This is a genomic window from Anabaena sp. FACHB-595 (genome assembly GCF_048568275.1).
GTDB lineage: Bacteria > Cyanobacteriota > Cyanobacteriia > Cyanobacteriales > Nostocaceae > Trichormus.
Genome location: NZ_CP183473.1, coordinates 5,027,613 through 5,041,991 on the forward strand (window position 1 = coordinate 5,027,613; position 14,379 = coordinate 5,041,991).

A 14,379-nucleotide genomic window follows, 5' to 3' on the forward strand; every position below is an offset into this window, starting at 1 on the left:
TAGCTTAATTAAGCCCTACAGGAATAGGGGTGCGACTGAGTTCCACCTCATATTCTGCTGGTTGCAGGAGCGATCGCCCTGTCATTTCTGGTGGTTGGGGTAGCTGTAAAATGTCGAGGATTGTGGGTGCAATGTCGGCTAGTTTGCCGTCGCTACGTAGTTCGACGTTGGTACCATATCCAGGGATTTTAACTTTTTCGCCTTCCACTAAAATTAAGGGGACTGGGTTAGTTGTGTGAGCTGTCCAAGAATTACCTGCTTCATCTAGCATATACTCGGCGTTGCCGTGATCGGCGGTAATAATTGTTGTTCCCCCGGCTTTGCTTACACCTTCTAACAAACGACCTAAACAGCGATCAACTGTTTCGATGGCCTTTATTGTGGGTTCTATTTGACCAGTATGCCCTACCATATCTGGGTTGGCATAGTTAATGACAATTAAAGAGTAGATACCTTTTTGAATTGCGGCGATCGCTGTATCGGTAACTGCGGTTGCTGACATGGCTGGGGCTTTGTCGTAAGTCGCTACCATTGGACTGCTGACAAGTTCCCTGTCTTCCCCAGCAAAGGGTTCTTCTAAGCCACCGTTGAAGAAATAGGTGACATGGGCATACTTTTCGGTTTCGGCGGTACGAAACTGATTTAAACCCTGATTGGCGATGACTTCACCCAGAATATTGGTTAAGTTCTGTGGCTCAAAGGCTACAGATACTGATAAATCAGAATCGTATTGGGTAAATGTGACAAAAGACAGTGGTTTGATTTGCTGTCTGGCAAAGCCTGTAAATTCAGGGCTGACAAAAGCTTGAGTCAGTTGTCTAGAACGGTCTGGACGGAAATTAAAGAATATCACCCCATCTCCTGGCTCGACAGTACCAGGAGCAATTCGCACGGGAACAATAAACTCATCATTCACTCCTTCGGCATAGGATGCTTGCAAGACATCAACAGCCTTGCGTCCATCACCTACACCGTCTTGAGTCATTACATCATAAGCGCGTTGTACCCGATCCCAACGGCGATCGCGATCCATCGCATAGTAACGACCGCTAACAGTGACAATGCGCCCGATTCCTACATGATTGATGTAGTCTTCTAAGGCTGAGATTGCGTTTATACCATCGGTTGGCGCGGTGTCACGACCATCAGTAATGGCATGAATACAAACTTCAGAAATTCGCTGTTCTTTGGCTAAGTCAAGTAGTCCGAATAGATGGGTGATATGCGAGTGTACACCCCCCTCAGAACAAAGCCCTACTAAATGTAGCTTGCCATTCCGATTGCGAACTTCCTGGCAAATTTTGACAAGAGCTGAGTTGCTGAGGATAGAACCATCCTCCACCGCATCGGAGATTCGTACCAATTCCTGTGGCACGACTCGCCCAGCACCAATGTTCAAATGACCAACTTCCGAGTTACCCATTTGACCTTCTGGCAATCCTACGGCTTTCCCTGATGTGTGGATGAGGGTATGCGGGTAAGCCGTCCATAAGCTTTCCATTACTGGAGTTTTGGCGGCAGCAATAGCATTTCCTCGCGTCTCCTCGCAGTAGCCCCATCCGTCTAAAATGACTAGCACCACAGGAGCAACAGGTGCTTTGGTCATAATAAAATTGCCCTTTACTTTTTGTAATACCCGAATGATACCACTGCTACCCGTCACTGCAAGTGAATTTCTGCTTATTAACTTTTCTGATGACAAAAATCTATTTTTTTTAGATTTTCTTTAACCTTAGTAACTGTTGAATATATTTTGTGATAAAAGGGGATGGGTAATAGGTAATTGGTAATTGAGAAGAAAGCTTACCTATTACCCATTACCTATTACCAGTAGTTTAGATGCTTCACTTCTTTTTGGCAGAAGATTTAGCTGATTTAGCGGCTTTTTTCGCAGCTTTTTCAGCAGCGATCGCCTCTAATTTCGCCGTTTCTTTTTCCTCGGCGATTTTGTCTAGATAATAGTGGTAATCACCTAGATACACACGAAATTCACCATCCCGAATTTCGACGATTTTGTTGGCTACCTGAGAAATAAAATAACGGTCGTGAGAGACAACAATCGCCGTGCCATCATAATTTTGTAGTGCTTCTTCCAGCATTTCTTTTGCGGGAATATCTAGGTGGTTAGTAGGCTCATCGAGAATAATTAAGTTAGCAGGACGTAAGAGCATTTTCGCCAATGCTAAACGTGCTTTTTCTCCTCCACTTAATGCTTCTACTTGCTTAAATACGGTGTCCCCTGTAAACAGAAACTTACCCAAAAGCGTGCGGACTTCTTCGTTTTTCCAGTCAGGAACTTCATCGTGGATAGTTTCCATAACCGTTTTTTTCAAGTCTAAAGCTTCGGCTTGATTTTGCTCAAAGTAACCAGGAATAACACCGTGTTCTCCTATGCCCACGCTACCTTCTGTGGGTGGTTCTAAACCCATAATTATCCGCAACAGCGTAGATTTACCTGCACCGTTGGGGCCTAAGAAAGCAATGCGATCGCCCCTTTCAATTAAAAGGTTCGCACCCAAGAACAAAATTTTATCATCGTAGGTATGGGTTAAATCCTTGATTTTCACTACCTCTCGTCCACTGCGGGGTGCGGGTGGAAAACGGAAATGCAAGGTTCTGACACCAGCCACAGGCGCTTCGATGCGTTCGATCTTATCTAGTTGCTTTTCTCGGCTTTTAGCTTGAGTACTGCGGGTAGCACTGGCGCGGAATCTATCAACAAAAGCTTGCTGTTTCTCGATTTCTTTCTGCTGACGTTCGTAAGCACTCATTTGAGCTAACTGGCTTTCGGCTTTTTGTTCTAGATAAGATGTGTAGTTACCCAGATAAGTACTAGAAACACCTCGTTCAGTTTCCACAATTTGGGTACAGAGGCGGTCAAGAAACTCCCGGTCATGGGAGACTATGACCATTGGTGTAGTTAGCTTTTTCAGGTAATTTTCTAACCACTCAATAGTTTCCAAGTCTAAGTGGTTAGTCGGCTCGTCCAGCAGTAAGATATCTGGTGCTTGCAGAAGAATCTTACCCAAACTCATCCGCATTTGCCAACCACCGGAGAAAGCGCTGACGAGGCGATCGCCATCTTCTTGCTCAAATCCCATTTCTGGGAGAATTTTCCCAATGCGCGCTTCTAAACCATAGCCATCCAAACCTTCAAACTGACGCTGCAAACGATCCAATTTGTCGATTAGCTTATCCAGTTCCTCTGGAGTCGCTGTTTGCATATCATGTTGTACTTGGGTTAGAGCCAATTGTACTTGGTTGGCTTCCTTAAATACAGTCCAAAACTCTTCTCTGACGGTGCGGCTAGGATCTACCTCAAACTCTTGGTTGAGGTAAGCTATGTGCAGGCTAGAAGGACGGATAATTTCCCCAGCCGTCGGTTCTATCTCCCCAGTAATAATTTTTAGCTGAGTCGATTTACCCGCACCGTTGACACCGACTAAACCAATGCGATCGCCTGGTTTCACTTCCCAGTTGATATCTTTGAGAACTTCGCCTGTAGGATAAATTTTACTAATATGTTCTAATCGCAGCATCAAGTTTCTCTCAGTTAGGAATTATGGTTAGTTGCGGACGAAGTACCAATACTGTGTCCAATATTAACAAAAATTAACCAATAATTTGTCTTAAGAAACTCTTACCAAACAAAAGAGTAAAGTGAGCTTGTTTAATTGCCGCTTTGAGAGTCAGAAGACTGCTGTTGTGTGGCTTGTCGTACTTCCTCAACACTTAAATCTAAAGCTTGTGCCACTTGCTCTAAAGTCAAACCTGCTGCCAACATTGCTGGTACTGCTTTTAGCTTGCCACTGCGCTCACCTTCTTCTTTGCCTTCTTGAAAAACATCCTGAAAATATCTAGTATTTCTTAAGTCACTGAGGCTAAACATTTCTTCTAACTCCTTCTTACTAATTGAGGGCAACTTATATAAAATGATAGTCTCTATCAATTCTAAGAATTCCTTTTGTTTAGCTGGTAAGTTGATTTCTGATTTTGTTCTGGCTATCAACTTCCTGGCTTCTACAATGGCTGTATCTTCAGATGTCACGATCAATTTGACAGTAGCCAGACTAATTGGTAAGGAAGTCGCATCTATTAATTCATCCAGATAAATTCGCCTGACTCGCTCACTAATAAAAAATTCTCGATAATGCTTAATATCTCCTGTGTCTATACTTCTGCTTGGATATAAAATCACAGACAACTTGGGTGCGTAAGTGCTTTTCTGCGTGAAGCAAAACAAAAACCGCCTGTTACTCACAGACGGTTTAAACATAATTTATTAAACTAATAATTAACCAGCAGCGCTAGAAGTTGCTAACTCCGCCAACCGTTCCTGCTGGTCTTGAGAAATACAAGATTGAATGACCGTCTCTAAATCGCCTTCCAAAACTGGATTAAGCGAAAAGTTTTGACCTAAACGGTGGTCAGTCGCACGGCTATCTTTATAATTATAAGTGCGAATTTTCTCCGATCGCGATCCTGTTCCAACTTGCGATCGCCTCATCGAAGTCACTTCTTCTTGTTGTTCGCGCAGCTTAATCTCATACAACTTCGCCCGCAAAATCTGCATCGCCCGTTCTTTGTTTTGTAACTGGCTGCGTTCTTCTGTACAGAAAATGCGGATTCCCGTCGGTTTGTGCATCAAGTCAACAGCAGTTTCCACCTTGTTGACGTTTTGTCCACCAGCACCACCAGAACGAGCCGTAGTCATTTCAATATCTTTCGGATCAATGTGGATTTCTACTTCATCAACTTCTGGCATAATTGCCACTGTCGCCGTTGAAGTATGCACCCTTCCCCCAGCTTCGGTTGCTGGTACACGCTGCACACGATGAACGCCTGCTTCAAATTTCAGCTTACTGTAAACGCTCTCACCTTGAATTTCCAGGATAACTTCTTTGAAGCCACCCATTTCACCCAGGGACTCACTCACCAACTTTACCCGCCAGCCTTGAGTATCAGCATAGCGAGAATACATCCGCAGTAAATCACCAGCCCAAATACTCGCTTCATCGCCACCAGTACCAGCGCGAATTTCCAACATGATGTTTTTATCATCGTTGGGGTCACGGGGTAGCAGCAAAACCTTCAAACGAGTTTCTAAATAGTCTATTTTTTCTTCTAATTCTTTTACTTCCAGAGCTGCCATTTCGTGCATATCTGGATCACTGTTTGCCTCTTTAAGTACCTGACGCGCCCCAATTAATTCTTCTTGGGCGATTTTCCAATTATCATAAGTCTCTACAACTTCTTCTAAAGAAGAACGGGACTTAGCAATCTTTTGATACTCATCGGGGTTTTTAGCCGTGTCAGGATCTCCCAGACGACGAGTTAATTCATTGAAGGTTTGTTCAACGGATTTTAGTTTCTCCAGCAGGTATGATTCAGCCATAACGAGTGCGATCGCTCCTTTAAAAAATAACCACTTGGCTCGGCAAAAAATGACAATCGACCCAGCAGACGCAGGGTCGTCGTTAACAGCAGAGCCAAACCGCTACTTTTTAGTTTGTTCGCCAGAGGTTTGAGTGCTGCTCATACCATACTTACGTAGGAAGCGTTCTACGCGACCTTCAGTATCAATAATCTTCTGAGTACCAGTATAAAAAGGGTGGTTGCCAGACCAAACATCTACGTGTAATTCTGGTTTGGTAGAACCAACGGTCATCACAACTTGACCATTGCAGTAGACTTTTGCTTCTGGATACCACTTGGGATGAATATCAGATTTAGCCATTGTTCCTTTTGTGGTGAATCTATATAAATTATAACTTTTCAGGGGCTAGAGGCTAGAGATGAGCAACTTGATACCCAATCCCCAGTCCCCAGTACCCAATCCCCAGTTTATCGTTTGGAGTACTGAGGAGCTTTCCGGGCTTTGTGCAAACCATACTTTTTCCGTTCTTTAGCCCTGGGATCACGGGTTAAGTAACCTTCGGTTTTTAAAGGAGGACGATTTTCAGGATCTAGTTGGCATAAAGCACGAGCAACCCCTAAACGCACTGAGTCAGCTTGTCCGGTTAAGCCGCCGCCTTCTGCTTTTACCAAAATATCGTATTCGTTTTCTAAACCTAAGGTTTCTAAAGGAGCTTTGATAACGCCTAAATAATTAGCGTTGAATTGAAAATACAAGTCTCCAGGCTTGCCATTCACAATTAATTGACCAGTACCGGGAACCAAGCGTACCCGTGCTACTGCGGACTTACGGCGACCAGTACCCCAGTACACGGCGCGACCGCTATTTGCTTCTGCTACCACCATTAACTTTCTGCTCCAGGGATTGTATGAATGTTGAGTTCTTTAGGTTTTTGGGCATCGTGGGGATGAGTCGGCCCAGCGTAAACTTTCAGTTTAGTGAATAACTGCTTACCCAGGCTATTTTTGGGTAGCATACCTTTGACAGCGTGTTCCACGATTCTTTCTGGTAAACGCTGTTGCAGTTTGGCAAAGGTTTCTGTCTTCATCCCACCAGGACGACCAGAGTGACGACGATAAAGTTTCTGAGTACGTTTCTTGCCTGTAACTGCTACTTTTTCAGCATTTACAACAATCACGAAGTCACCTGTATCTAGGTGTGGGGTATAGTGTGCCTTATTTTTGCCTCTTAAAATCATGGCAATTTCACTGGCAAGGCGACCCAGGCGTTTGTCCGTAGCATCTACTACATACCAATCACGCTCAAGGGATTCTTGAGGAGGAAGATAGGTTTTACTCATTTTTATTTGTCCTTTGTCATTTTTTTCAGAGTCTGATAGTCAATAGTCTGTAGTCCATAGCAAAAACTTTTGACTAATGACTATTGACTAATGACTCTTGACTAAAAACTAACTTTGGCATGGTGTCATACCAAACGTCAGGGGTAAAGGGAAAATCTGGATAGCCGACTCGTAACAAGCATAAGCCCTGTGACGGTGCGGCGTGTTTTACTTCTTCCCGCCGTTGTTCTTTCCAGAGTTCGGTGAAGTTAGCCAGAGTTCGTTGCCCGGAACCTACCTGTACTAACATCCCTACCAACAGTCGCACCATGCCATATAAAAATCCATCAGCCTGAATTTCAATATGGATAAACGGCCCACTACGATGACACTCTACTGCTTGTACCTCTACCCAAGAATGCGATCGCTTTGACCCTGCACGGTGAAATGCCGCCAAGTGATGCTTTCCCATCAGGGGTTTAAGGGCAGCCTGCATCAGAGATTCATCTAGGGGTGCATAATAATAATGCCAACTGAAAGGTGTGACGAACAAGTTCGGTCGATCTTCAGTATAGATTGTGTAGCGATACCGCCTGTATGCGGCGCTAAAACGAGCGTGCCAACGGTCGCCTACAGCTGCTGAAGCTTTTATCAATATATCCTTGGGCAGGTAACTATTGATAACTGATGCCCACTTGTGTGCGGGAATTAACCCTGTAGCATCAAAATGGGCTACTTGAGCAGCAGCGTGGACTCCGCTATCAGTACGCCCAGCACCATGTAGTGTGACATGATGTCCGAGAATTTTAGCGATCGCTGTTTCGATTTCTTCCTGAACTGTCCGATGCTGTTTTTGTCGTTGCCAGCCATGAAAATGTGTACCAAGGTACTGCACTACCAAGGCTACTCGTTGAGTTTGTTTCGGCTGGTGACTATCTAACATAGGTTCTTTCAATAAAGACTGAAGTACAAGGTTTTAAGCAAAGGATTTACCCTTTTGCCTCCAGCCCTCTACCTCCTGTCTTCTCTACACCAATTCAATAATCGCCATCTCAGCATTGTCACCCCGACGAGGTACGGTATGCAGAATACGGGTATATCCGCCTTGACGATTACCATACCGAGAGGAAACTTGCTCAAACAGCGCATGAACTAGCTGTTTATCGTAGATGTAACCCAACGCTCGACGACGTGCTGCTAATGAGCCATCTTTTGCTAGGGTGATGATTTTATCTACTTCGCTTCGTACCACTTTCGCACGAACCAAAGTAGTGGTAATCCGACCATGACGGATTAGCTCAGTAGTCAACGCTCGTAACAGGGCGCGGCGCTGATCAGCTGGTTTACCAAGTTTTTTGACCCGATTCCGGTGACGCATAACAATACTACAGTGAACTTTGAACGATTGTAAGACTAGTTGTGTTTAGAGCTTCTTTCTTGGGGTAAGGTGATGCCCAAGCGTCGCTGTAAAGCTTCCACGACTTCTTCTGCTGATTTCTGACCGAAGTTTTTGATCTCTAACAAGTCTTCTTGGGTGTAATCCAACAAGTCAGCCACAGAGTTGACTTGCGCCCGCTTGAGACAGTTATAGGCCCGTACAGAGAGTTGCAACTCTTCGATAGGAATTTGAGCAGTGGGGTCGTCTGGAATGTCGGAGTTTGTATCCGTTGGTTCTAGTGAAATATCTTTCAACGGATTGAACAAATCAACTAGAATCCCGGCTGCTGAAGATAAGGCTTCTTGAGGAGAAATGCTACCATTTGTCCAAACTTCTAACAGAAGCCTGTCTTTAGGAATGGAGCCATCAGCACGCACTTCCTCAACACTGTAGTTAACTTTCCGCACAGGCATAAAGATGGAGTCAATTTGCAGAAAGTCCAAAGATGTAGCTTCTTCACGCCCTCTTTCTACTGTGCGGTATCCTTTGCCTCTTTCGATGCGGAACTCCATTTCCAATTTGCCGCCCTCAGCAATAGTAGCGACATACTGGGTAGGATCAATAACTTCTACTTCACTGGGTAAATCAAAATGTGATGCAGTGATTGTTGTTGGGCCGTTAACTAGCAATCTGCCGATCTGGGCCTGAGAAGAATAGCTTTTGAGGATAACTTCCTTCATCCGCATGATGATCTCTAAGACATCTTCTCGCACGCCTGGAACTGTAGCAAACTCGTGAGAAACACCGGCAATTCTCACTGCTGTGACTGCTGTTCCCTCTAGATTGGATAGTAAAACCCGCCGCAACGCATTGCCGACTGTTGTTCCCTGACCACGTTCTAGAGGTTCTAGAATAAATTTACTGTAATGGTTCCGACTTTCCTCTGTATTAGACTCTACACATTCAATTTGAAACTGCGCCACGGAGTAGCCTCCCTTAATTAAGGTGCTGCTAGCAGGCAAATTTTTTGCCTCTCGAATTTACTTTATTGCCCTGGGCTGACTTAGGTGTATCAAACTGCCAACATCTGGTGGGGGTACAGTTTGATTTACTGATTAAGCTTGCAGGCATTCATTATATTTTGCTTGATTTGGAGTACAGCAGCCCTCCCTAATGGAAGAGCTGACACGCTTGTTGTCGTCCCAGCCGTCGGAAGTTCTTCAACACTCACCCCAATTGTCAAGCAATTGCAGGTGAGAACAAAAGTCTTGACCTATACGCGACGGCGTTTTGGCGGACGGCAACCATTGTGAGGAATGGGGGTTATGTCTCGAATCAGGGTAATTTCTAGCCCTGCTCCTTGAAGCGCCCGAATCGCAGTTTCTCTACCTGCTCCTGGCCCACTAACCATCACTTCAATTTGGCGCATTCCTTGGTCGATAGCTCGTCTGGCTGCACTTTCTGCTGCGGTTTGTGCTGCAAAGGGAGTTCCTTTTTTAGCACCTTTAAAACCGCTAGAACCTGCACTAGCCCAAGAAATTACATCTCCATTTTGGTCGGTGATGGTGACAATGCTATTGTTGAAAGTAGATTGGATGTAAGCCATTCCATTGGGAACGTTCCGTTTCTGCTTCTTACTCCCAGATTTTTTTGTTGGTTGTCTTGCCATATTATTTCAGTTAACCTTAGGTAAAACTTGCTCTTGGTAGCAAGCAGAGAAATATTACTTACCAGGAGCCTTCTTCTTACCGGCCACTGTCTGCCTTCTCCCACGACGAGTTCTAGCATTAGTGCGAGTTCTTTGTCCTCTGACTGGTAAGCCCATCCGATGACGGCGACCTCTGTATGTACCAATGTCAACTAAGCGCTTGATGTTCATTGCTTCCAAGCGGCGCAAGTCACCTTCAACTTGATAGTTGCTTTCGACTTCGCCTCGCAGGGCTGCTACATCGGCATCACTGAGGTCTTTAACACGGGTATCTGGGTTAACACCTGTAGCCGCGATAATCTCTTGCGACCTTGATAGTCCAATTCCGTAGATATAGGTTAGACCGATTTCAACGCGTTTGTCGCGTGGAAGGTCTACTCCGGCAATACGTGCCACGATGAATGTCTCCCTATTTTGTTCGCAGTTGCTGATGGAAAAACGCGGTTAAACGCGTCCGAATTATTGCTGATGGTGATGTTGGTAAGCGTCACTCTCAACGCCCACGGGATGTTATCCTTGACGTTGCTTGTGCTTGGGATTAACACAGATCACCATAACGCGTCCACGACGGCGGATTACGTTGCATTTTTCACAAATTTTCTTGACCGAGGCTCTGACTTTCATGCCTTTAAAAATTGACTCCAAATATTAAATTATAGCATTTTTAGGAAACTTTATGCAATTAAGTAAATGGGTAACACCCAAATAATTTGTTTTATGGTAGACTTCCTTACATATATCTACTTCTTGCGCAGTCGGTAGGTGATTCTGCCTTTTGTGAGGTCGTAGGGAGTTAGTTCCACTTTGACGCGATCGCCAGGCAAAATTTTGATGTAGTTACGGCGAATCTTACCTGAGATGTGTGCTAACACGTTGAAGCCGTTATCTAGGTCAACGCGAAACATGGCATTAGGCAAAGACTCAGTAACAGTGCCTTCCATTTCAATCAAATCTTGTTTAGACAAGTTTTTTCCTCAATTCAACAACTTTTTGTTCGTTTGCAGCACTCATTTGCAAGAGAACACATTTCAACAAATATATCAACCGTTTATTAATATATCTTAGCTAAATTTGACAACATCTTTCAGTGACAGGGAACTGGGGATTGGGTACTGGGGACTAGGTACAGTCCCTAAACTCTATCCCCTGGACTTTTTGGGCTAGTTATGAACCTAAAGTTGCTTTCAATTCGTGAGTGACTTCTTCTTGGGACTGGTCGCCATTGATGGTTAGAAGTTTTTGGCGATCGCTATAATAATCAATCAAGGGTGCAGTATCGCTGCGGTAAATTTCCAGGCGGCGACGAATTACCTCTTCGGTGTCATCTTTCCTGCCTCTGGATAACAACCGTGCTACCACGACATCATCTGCCGCATCCAAATTGACTACTCTTTCGCCACCTTGACCAGTTTTTTGCAGCAATTCTTCCAGAAAAGCCGCTTGTGTGACTTTACGAGGGAAACCATCCAATATCCAACCAGATTTAGCATCTGCTTGCTCAAGACGCTCTTCTACCAAGTCTTGCACTAACTGATCAGGAACCAACTCGCCACTATCTACATAGCTTTGAGCTTTGATTCCCAAGGGAGTTTGCTCTTTCATGGCTTGCCGCAATATGTCCCCAGTGGAAATATGCGGAATATGTAAATGTTCAGCCAAAATTTGAGCTTGTGTTCCTTTACCTGCTCCCGGCGGCCCCAAGAAGATTAGTCGCGTCACTATTGTTTCACCATTCCTTCATAACGCTGAGAAATAACGTAAGTTTGGACTTGTTTAGCTGTCTCAATTGCCACACCAACCAGAATTAGCAATGAAGTTGCACCCAATCCCCTAAAGGTTGGTACTCCTAAAGCTCTTTCTACGGCAGTGGGGATAATTGCCACCAAACCCAAAAAGATTGCACCCAAAAAAGTTAGTCTGTTAATTACCCGTTCGATGTATTCACTAGTTGCCTTTCCAGGACGAATACCCGGAATACTAGAACCCATTTTCTTGAGGTTCTGAGCTACGTCAACAGGGTTAACAATCAAAGAAGAATAGAAGTAGCTAAAGAAAACAATGGAAATTAAGTACACCAAAGCGTATACCCAAGATCCAGAACCACCTGGACTCAAATAAGTATTGACAATGTTAGCCAATTCGGGATTCTTGGTGAAGTTAGCAATCAAAAGTGGCAAACTCAAAATGGCTGCTGCAAAGATGATTGGCATGACACCACCAGATATGAGACGCAAGGGTAAATAGCTACGCTGTTCTGCGAGTACCCGACGACCAACTTGACGACGAGCCGAGATAATTGGGATGCGCCGGATGCCTTCCTGTACAAATACGATGCCCACGATTGTTGCTAGGAATACTAACACTAGCACAATCACGCGACCAACAATTTCTCTACCACCAACTTGCACTAAGTCAATGGTGTCACCTAAGGATTTTGGCAAGGATGCGACAATGTTGACAAAAATTAACAAGGATGCACCATTACCAATACCGCGTTCTGTGATCAGTTCCGATGCCCACATAACGAACATAGAACCAGCTGTCAGTGCGATCGCTGTTTCTGCTACAAATACTGGGCCTGGTTGCAAGGCAAACTGCTGGAGAAATAAAGCGGAGAAAGCCACGCTCTGAAAAATTGCCCACCCTACAGTTACATAGCGAGTAATTTGGGAAATTTTCCGCCGACCCGCTTCGCCTTCATTTTTCTGTAAATTTTCTAAAGATGGTATTGCCGCAGTCAGTAATTGGATGATAATTGACGCATTAATAAAAGGCAAAATCCCTAAAGCAAAGACTCCCAAAGTTGAAAGTCCTCGCCCTGAAAATATATCCAATAAACCGAATATGGCATTATTGCTCGAAATTGCTTCGGCAAAACGAGTTCTATCAATTCCTGGTACTGGTAAAAAGATACCCAGGCGAACCAGGATTAAAATACCGACAGTTACAAGCAGCCTGCCTCTCAGCCCAGCTGCTTGCGCCATCTGCATAAAAGTTTCTTGAGCCGTTGGGGCTTTATCTCGACTGATCATAGAGTGCTACCTTTATCGTGAACCAGGCGCTGGAAGCAAATTGGCTAGCTTTCAAGTGCGCTGTTGGGCATCACCCTAAAACTTCACAACTCCCTCCAGCAGCCTCAATTTTGCTACGAGCTTGACCTGTGAAAGCTGCTGCCTTAACGTTGAGGGCTACGCCTAAATCTCCATTACCCAAAATTTTCAGTGGGCCTTTGGCAGCAGTCAAAATACCTGCTGCTCTCAAAGATTCCAAAGTTACTTCTGTATTTGCAGGAAGATCAGCTAGCTTCTCTACATTAATCGTAGTGTAAATTTTCCGATTAACTACAGGAAAGCCTTTCAGCTTGGGTATCCGACGGTACAATGGCTGTTGACCACCTTCAAACCCAGGTCTGGTACCACTACCAGAACGGGATTTTTGACCTCTCATACCTAGACCTGCACTAGCACCCTGACCAGCAGAAATACCTCTACCTACACGGCGACGGCGTTTTTTTGAGCCTTTTTGGGGCTTAACATCGTTGAGTCTCATAATCTAAAAGTTGCCAGTTGTTATTTGTCAGTTGTCAGTTGTCATTTCCACATCGGACAAATGACTACTTAGATGTAGAGTTTTTCGATCGCAATGCCTCGGTCTTCAGCAACTTCAGCTAAGGTGCGTAGTGTAGATAAGGCGTTTACGGCTGCTCTGGCGTTGTTGAGCGGGTTGTTAGAGCCGAGTTGCTTGGCTAAAACGTTACGAACCCCTGCCAATTCCAATACTGTCCGGACAGCGCCACCGGCAATTACACCTGTACCAGGAGCGGCTGGGCGCATCATGACCTTAGCACCACCACCGACACCATCAATAGGATGAGGGATGGAGTTAGATTTGGTGATGGGGATATCAATCAGGTGTTTTTTGCCATCGGCCACACCTTTTTTCACAGCACCAATCACATCAGAGGCTTTACCTACTCCGACCCCAACTTGACCGCGTTCGTTACCAACAACAACGATCGCTCGGAAGCTGAGTTTTTTACCACCTTTAACAACCTTGCTCACCCGCCGGATCTGAATTACCCGTTCTTGCCAGTTGGTTTCTTCTTTTTTTGTGCGGTTCGCTTTACGACGACCTGTTGCCATAATCTTGCTCTCTTTTTGTCAGTTGTCAGTTGTCAGTTGTCAGTTGTCAGTTGTCAGTTACTACTGACTGTTGACCATTGACTACTGACAAATTAGAAATCTAAACCAGCTTCGCGTGCTGCTTCGGCTAATGCTTTGATACGTCCGTGGTATAAGTTACCACCGCGATCAAAGACAACTTTAGTGATACCTTTTTCGAGCGATCGCGCCGCAATCAATTTACCAATTTGCGCTGATGCTTCACAGTTAGAGCCAGAAGCCAAACTAGATTTCAATTCTGGCTCTACAGTCGATGCAGCTGCCAGTGTGTGATGTTGTGTATCATCAATTACTTGAGCATATATATGCTCATTAGAGCGGAAGACAGCCAGACGTGGACGTTCTGGAGAACCTTGAACTTTACCACGAACGCGTCTATGGCGACGCTCTTTTGATTCTCTACGAGTAAGTTTCATG

19 protein-coding genes are annotated in these 14,379 nt (G+C 44.8%); all 19 read right to left on the reverse strand.

The window, feature by feature from the left end; all coding sequences use genetic code 11:
* Positions 1-4: 4 nt before the first annotated feature.
* Positions 5-1,606: a 2,3-bisphosphoglycerate-independent phosphoglycerate mutase gene (gpmI, locus tag ACN222_RS20930; protein WP_010998321.1), complete on the reverse strand. Its 1,602-nt coding sequence runs from the start codon at positions 1,604-1,606 to the stop codon at positions 5-7.
* A 238-nt stretch (positions 1,607-1,844) separates the two neighbouring features.
* Entirely contained in the window at positions 1,845-3,539 is a 1,695-nt protein-coding gene (locus tag ACN222_RS20935; RefSeq protein ID WP_010998322.1) for an ABC-F family ATP-binding cassette domain-containing protein, read from the reverse strand.
* A 131-nt stretch (positions 3,540-3,670) separates the two neighbouring features.
* Positions 3,671-4,276, reverse strand: a complete 606-nt coding sequence (locus ACN222_RS20940) for an Rpn family recombination-promoting nuclease/putative transposase (protein WP_010998323.1) — start codon at positions 4,274-4,276, stop codon at positions 3,671-3,673.
* A gap of 18 nt (positions 4,277-4,294) precedes the next feature.
* Positions 4,295-5,395 carry a peptide chain release factor 1 gene (gene prfA / locus ACN222_RS20945; RefSeq protein ID WP_010998324.1) on the reverse strand — a complete coding sequence of 367 codons (1,101 nt, stop codon included), beginning with the start codon at positions 5,393-5,395 and terminating at the stop codon, positions 4,295-4,297.
* A gap of 102 nt (positions 5,396-5,497) precedes the next feature.
* On the reverse strand, positions 5,498-5,737 hold the full coding sequence (gene rpmE / locus ACN222_RS20950) for a 50S ribosomal protein L31 (protein WP_010998325.1): 240 nt from the start codon (positions 5,735-5,737) through the stop codon (positions 5,498-5,500).
* A gap of 107 nt (positions 5,738-5,844) precedes the next feature.
* Positions 5,845-6,261: a 30S ribosomal protein S9 gene (gene rpsI / locus ACN222_RS20955; RefSeq protein WP_010998326.1), complete on the reverse strand. Its 417-nt coding sequence runs from the start codon at positions 6,259-6,261 to the stop codon at positions 5,845-5,847.
* Complete coding sequence (gene rplM, locus ACN222_RS20960) at positions 6,261-6,716, reverse strand: 50S ribosomal protein L13 (RefSeq protein WP_096637188.1); 456 nt, start codon at positions 6,714-6,716, stop codon at positions 6,261-6,263. The genes rpsI and rplM overlap by 1 nt, the downstream gene beginning before the upstream one ends.
* A 73-nt stretch (positions 6,717-6,789) precedes the next feature.
* Entirely contained in the window at positions 6,790-7,638 is an 849-nt protein-coding gene (gene truA, locus ACN222_RS20965) for a tRNA pseudouridine(38-40) synthase TruA (RefSeq protein ID WP_010998328.1), read from the reverse strand.
* 84 nt (positions 7,639-7,722) lie between these two features.
* A complete protein-coding gene (gene rplQ, locus ACN222_RS20970) occupies positions 7,723-8,073 on the reverse strand; it encodes a 50S ribosomal protein L17 (protein ID WP_010998329.1) in 351 nt (116 codons plus the stop codon).
* Between the two features lie 35 nt (positions 8,074-8,108).
* Positions 8,109-9,056, reverse strand: coding sequence for a DNA-directed RNA polymerase subunit alpha (locus ACN222_RS20975; RefSeq protein ID WP_010998330.1), 948 nt, complete (start codon positions 9,054-9,056; stop codon positions 8,109-8,111).
* A 290-nt stretch (positions 9,057-9,346) separates the two neighbouring features.
* Positions 9,347-9,742: a 30S ribosomal protein S11 gene (rpsK, locus tag ACN222_RS20980; protein ID WP_010998331.1), complete on the reverse strand. Its 396-nt coding sequence runs from the start codon at positions 9,740-9,742 to the stop codon at positions 9,347-9,349.
* 54 nt (positions 9,743-9,796) lie between these two features.
* The gene (rpsM, locus tag ACN222_RS20985) at positions 9,797-10,177 is read right to left on the reverse strand and encodes a 30S ribosomal protein S13 (RefSeq protein ID WP_010998332.1); all 381 of its coding nucleotides are present in this window, start codon (positions 10,175-10,177) and stop codon (positions 9,797-9,799) included.
* A gap of 114 nt (positions 10,178-10,291) precedes the next feature.
* The gene (rpmJ, locus tag ACN222_RS20990; RefSeq protein ID WP_010998333.1) at positions 10,292-10,405 is read right to left on the reverse strand and encodes a 50S ribosomal protein L36; all 114 of its coding nucleotides are present in this window, start codon (positions 10,403-10,405) and stop codon (positions 10,292-10,294) included.
* Between the two features lie 116 nt (positions 10,406-10,521).
* Positions 10,522-10,746, reverse strand: coding sequence for a translation initiation factor IF-1 (gene infA / locus ACN222_RS20995; protein ID WP_006276978.1), 225 nt, complete (start codon positions 10,744-10,746; stop codon positions 10,522-10,524).
* A 199-nt stretch (positions 10,747-10,945) separates the two neighbouring features.
* The gene (locus ACN222_RS21000) at positions 10,946-11,500 is read right to left on the reverse strand and encodes an adenylate kinase (protein WP_010998334.1); all 555 of its coding nucleotides are present in this window, start codon (positions 11,498-11,500) and stop codon (positions 10,946-10,948) included.
* Entirely contained in the window at positions 11,500-12,813 is a 1,314-nt protein-coding gene (gene secY / locus ACN222_RS21005; RefSeq protein ID WP_010998335.1) for a preprotein translocase subunit SecY, read from the reverse strand. The genes ACN222_RS21000 and secY overlap by 1 nt, the downstream gene beginning before the upstream one ends.
* A gap of 70 nt (positions 12,814-12,883) precedes the next feature.
* Positions 12,884-13,330, reverse strand: a complete 447-nt coding sequence (rplO, locus tag ACN222_RS21010) for a 50S ribosomal protein L15 (protein WP_010998336.1) — start codon at positions 13,328-13,330, stop codon at positions 12,884-12,886.
* Positions 13,331-13,398: 68 nt separating this feature from the next.
* The gene (gene rpsE / locus ACN222_RS21015; RefSeq protein ID WP_010998337.1) at positions 13,399-13,923 is read right to left on the reverse strand and encodes a 30S ribosomal protein S5; all 525 of its coding nucleotides are present in this window, start codon (positions 13,921-13,923) and stop codon (positions 13,399-13,401) included.
* A 92-nt stretch (positions 13,924-14,015) separates the two neighbouring features.
* Positions 14,016-14,378 carry a 50S ribosomal protein L18 gene (gene rplR, locus ACN222_RS21020; RefSeq protein WP_010998338.1) on the reverse strand — a complete coding sequence of 121 codons (363 nt, stop codon included), beginning with the start codon at positions 14,376-14,378 and terminating at the stop codon, positions 14,016-14,018.
* Position 14,379 lies beyond the last annotated feature (1 nt).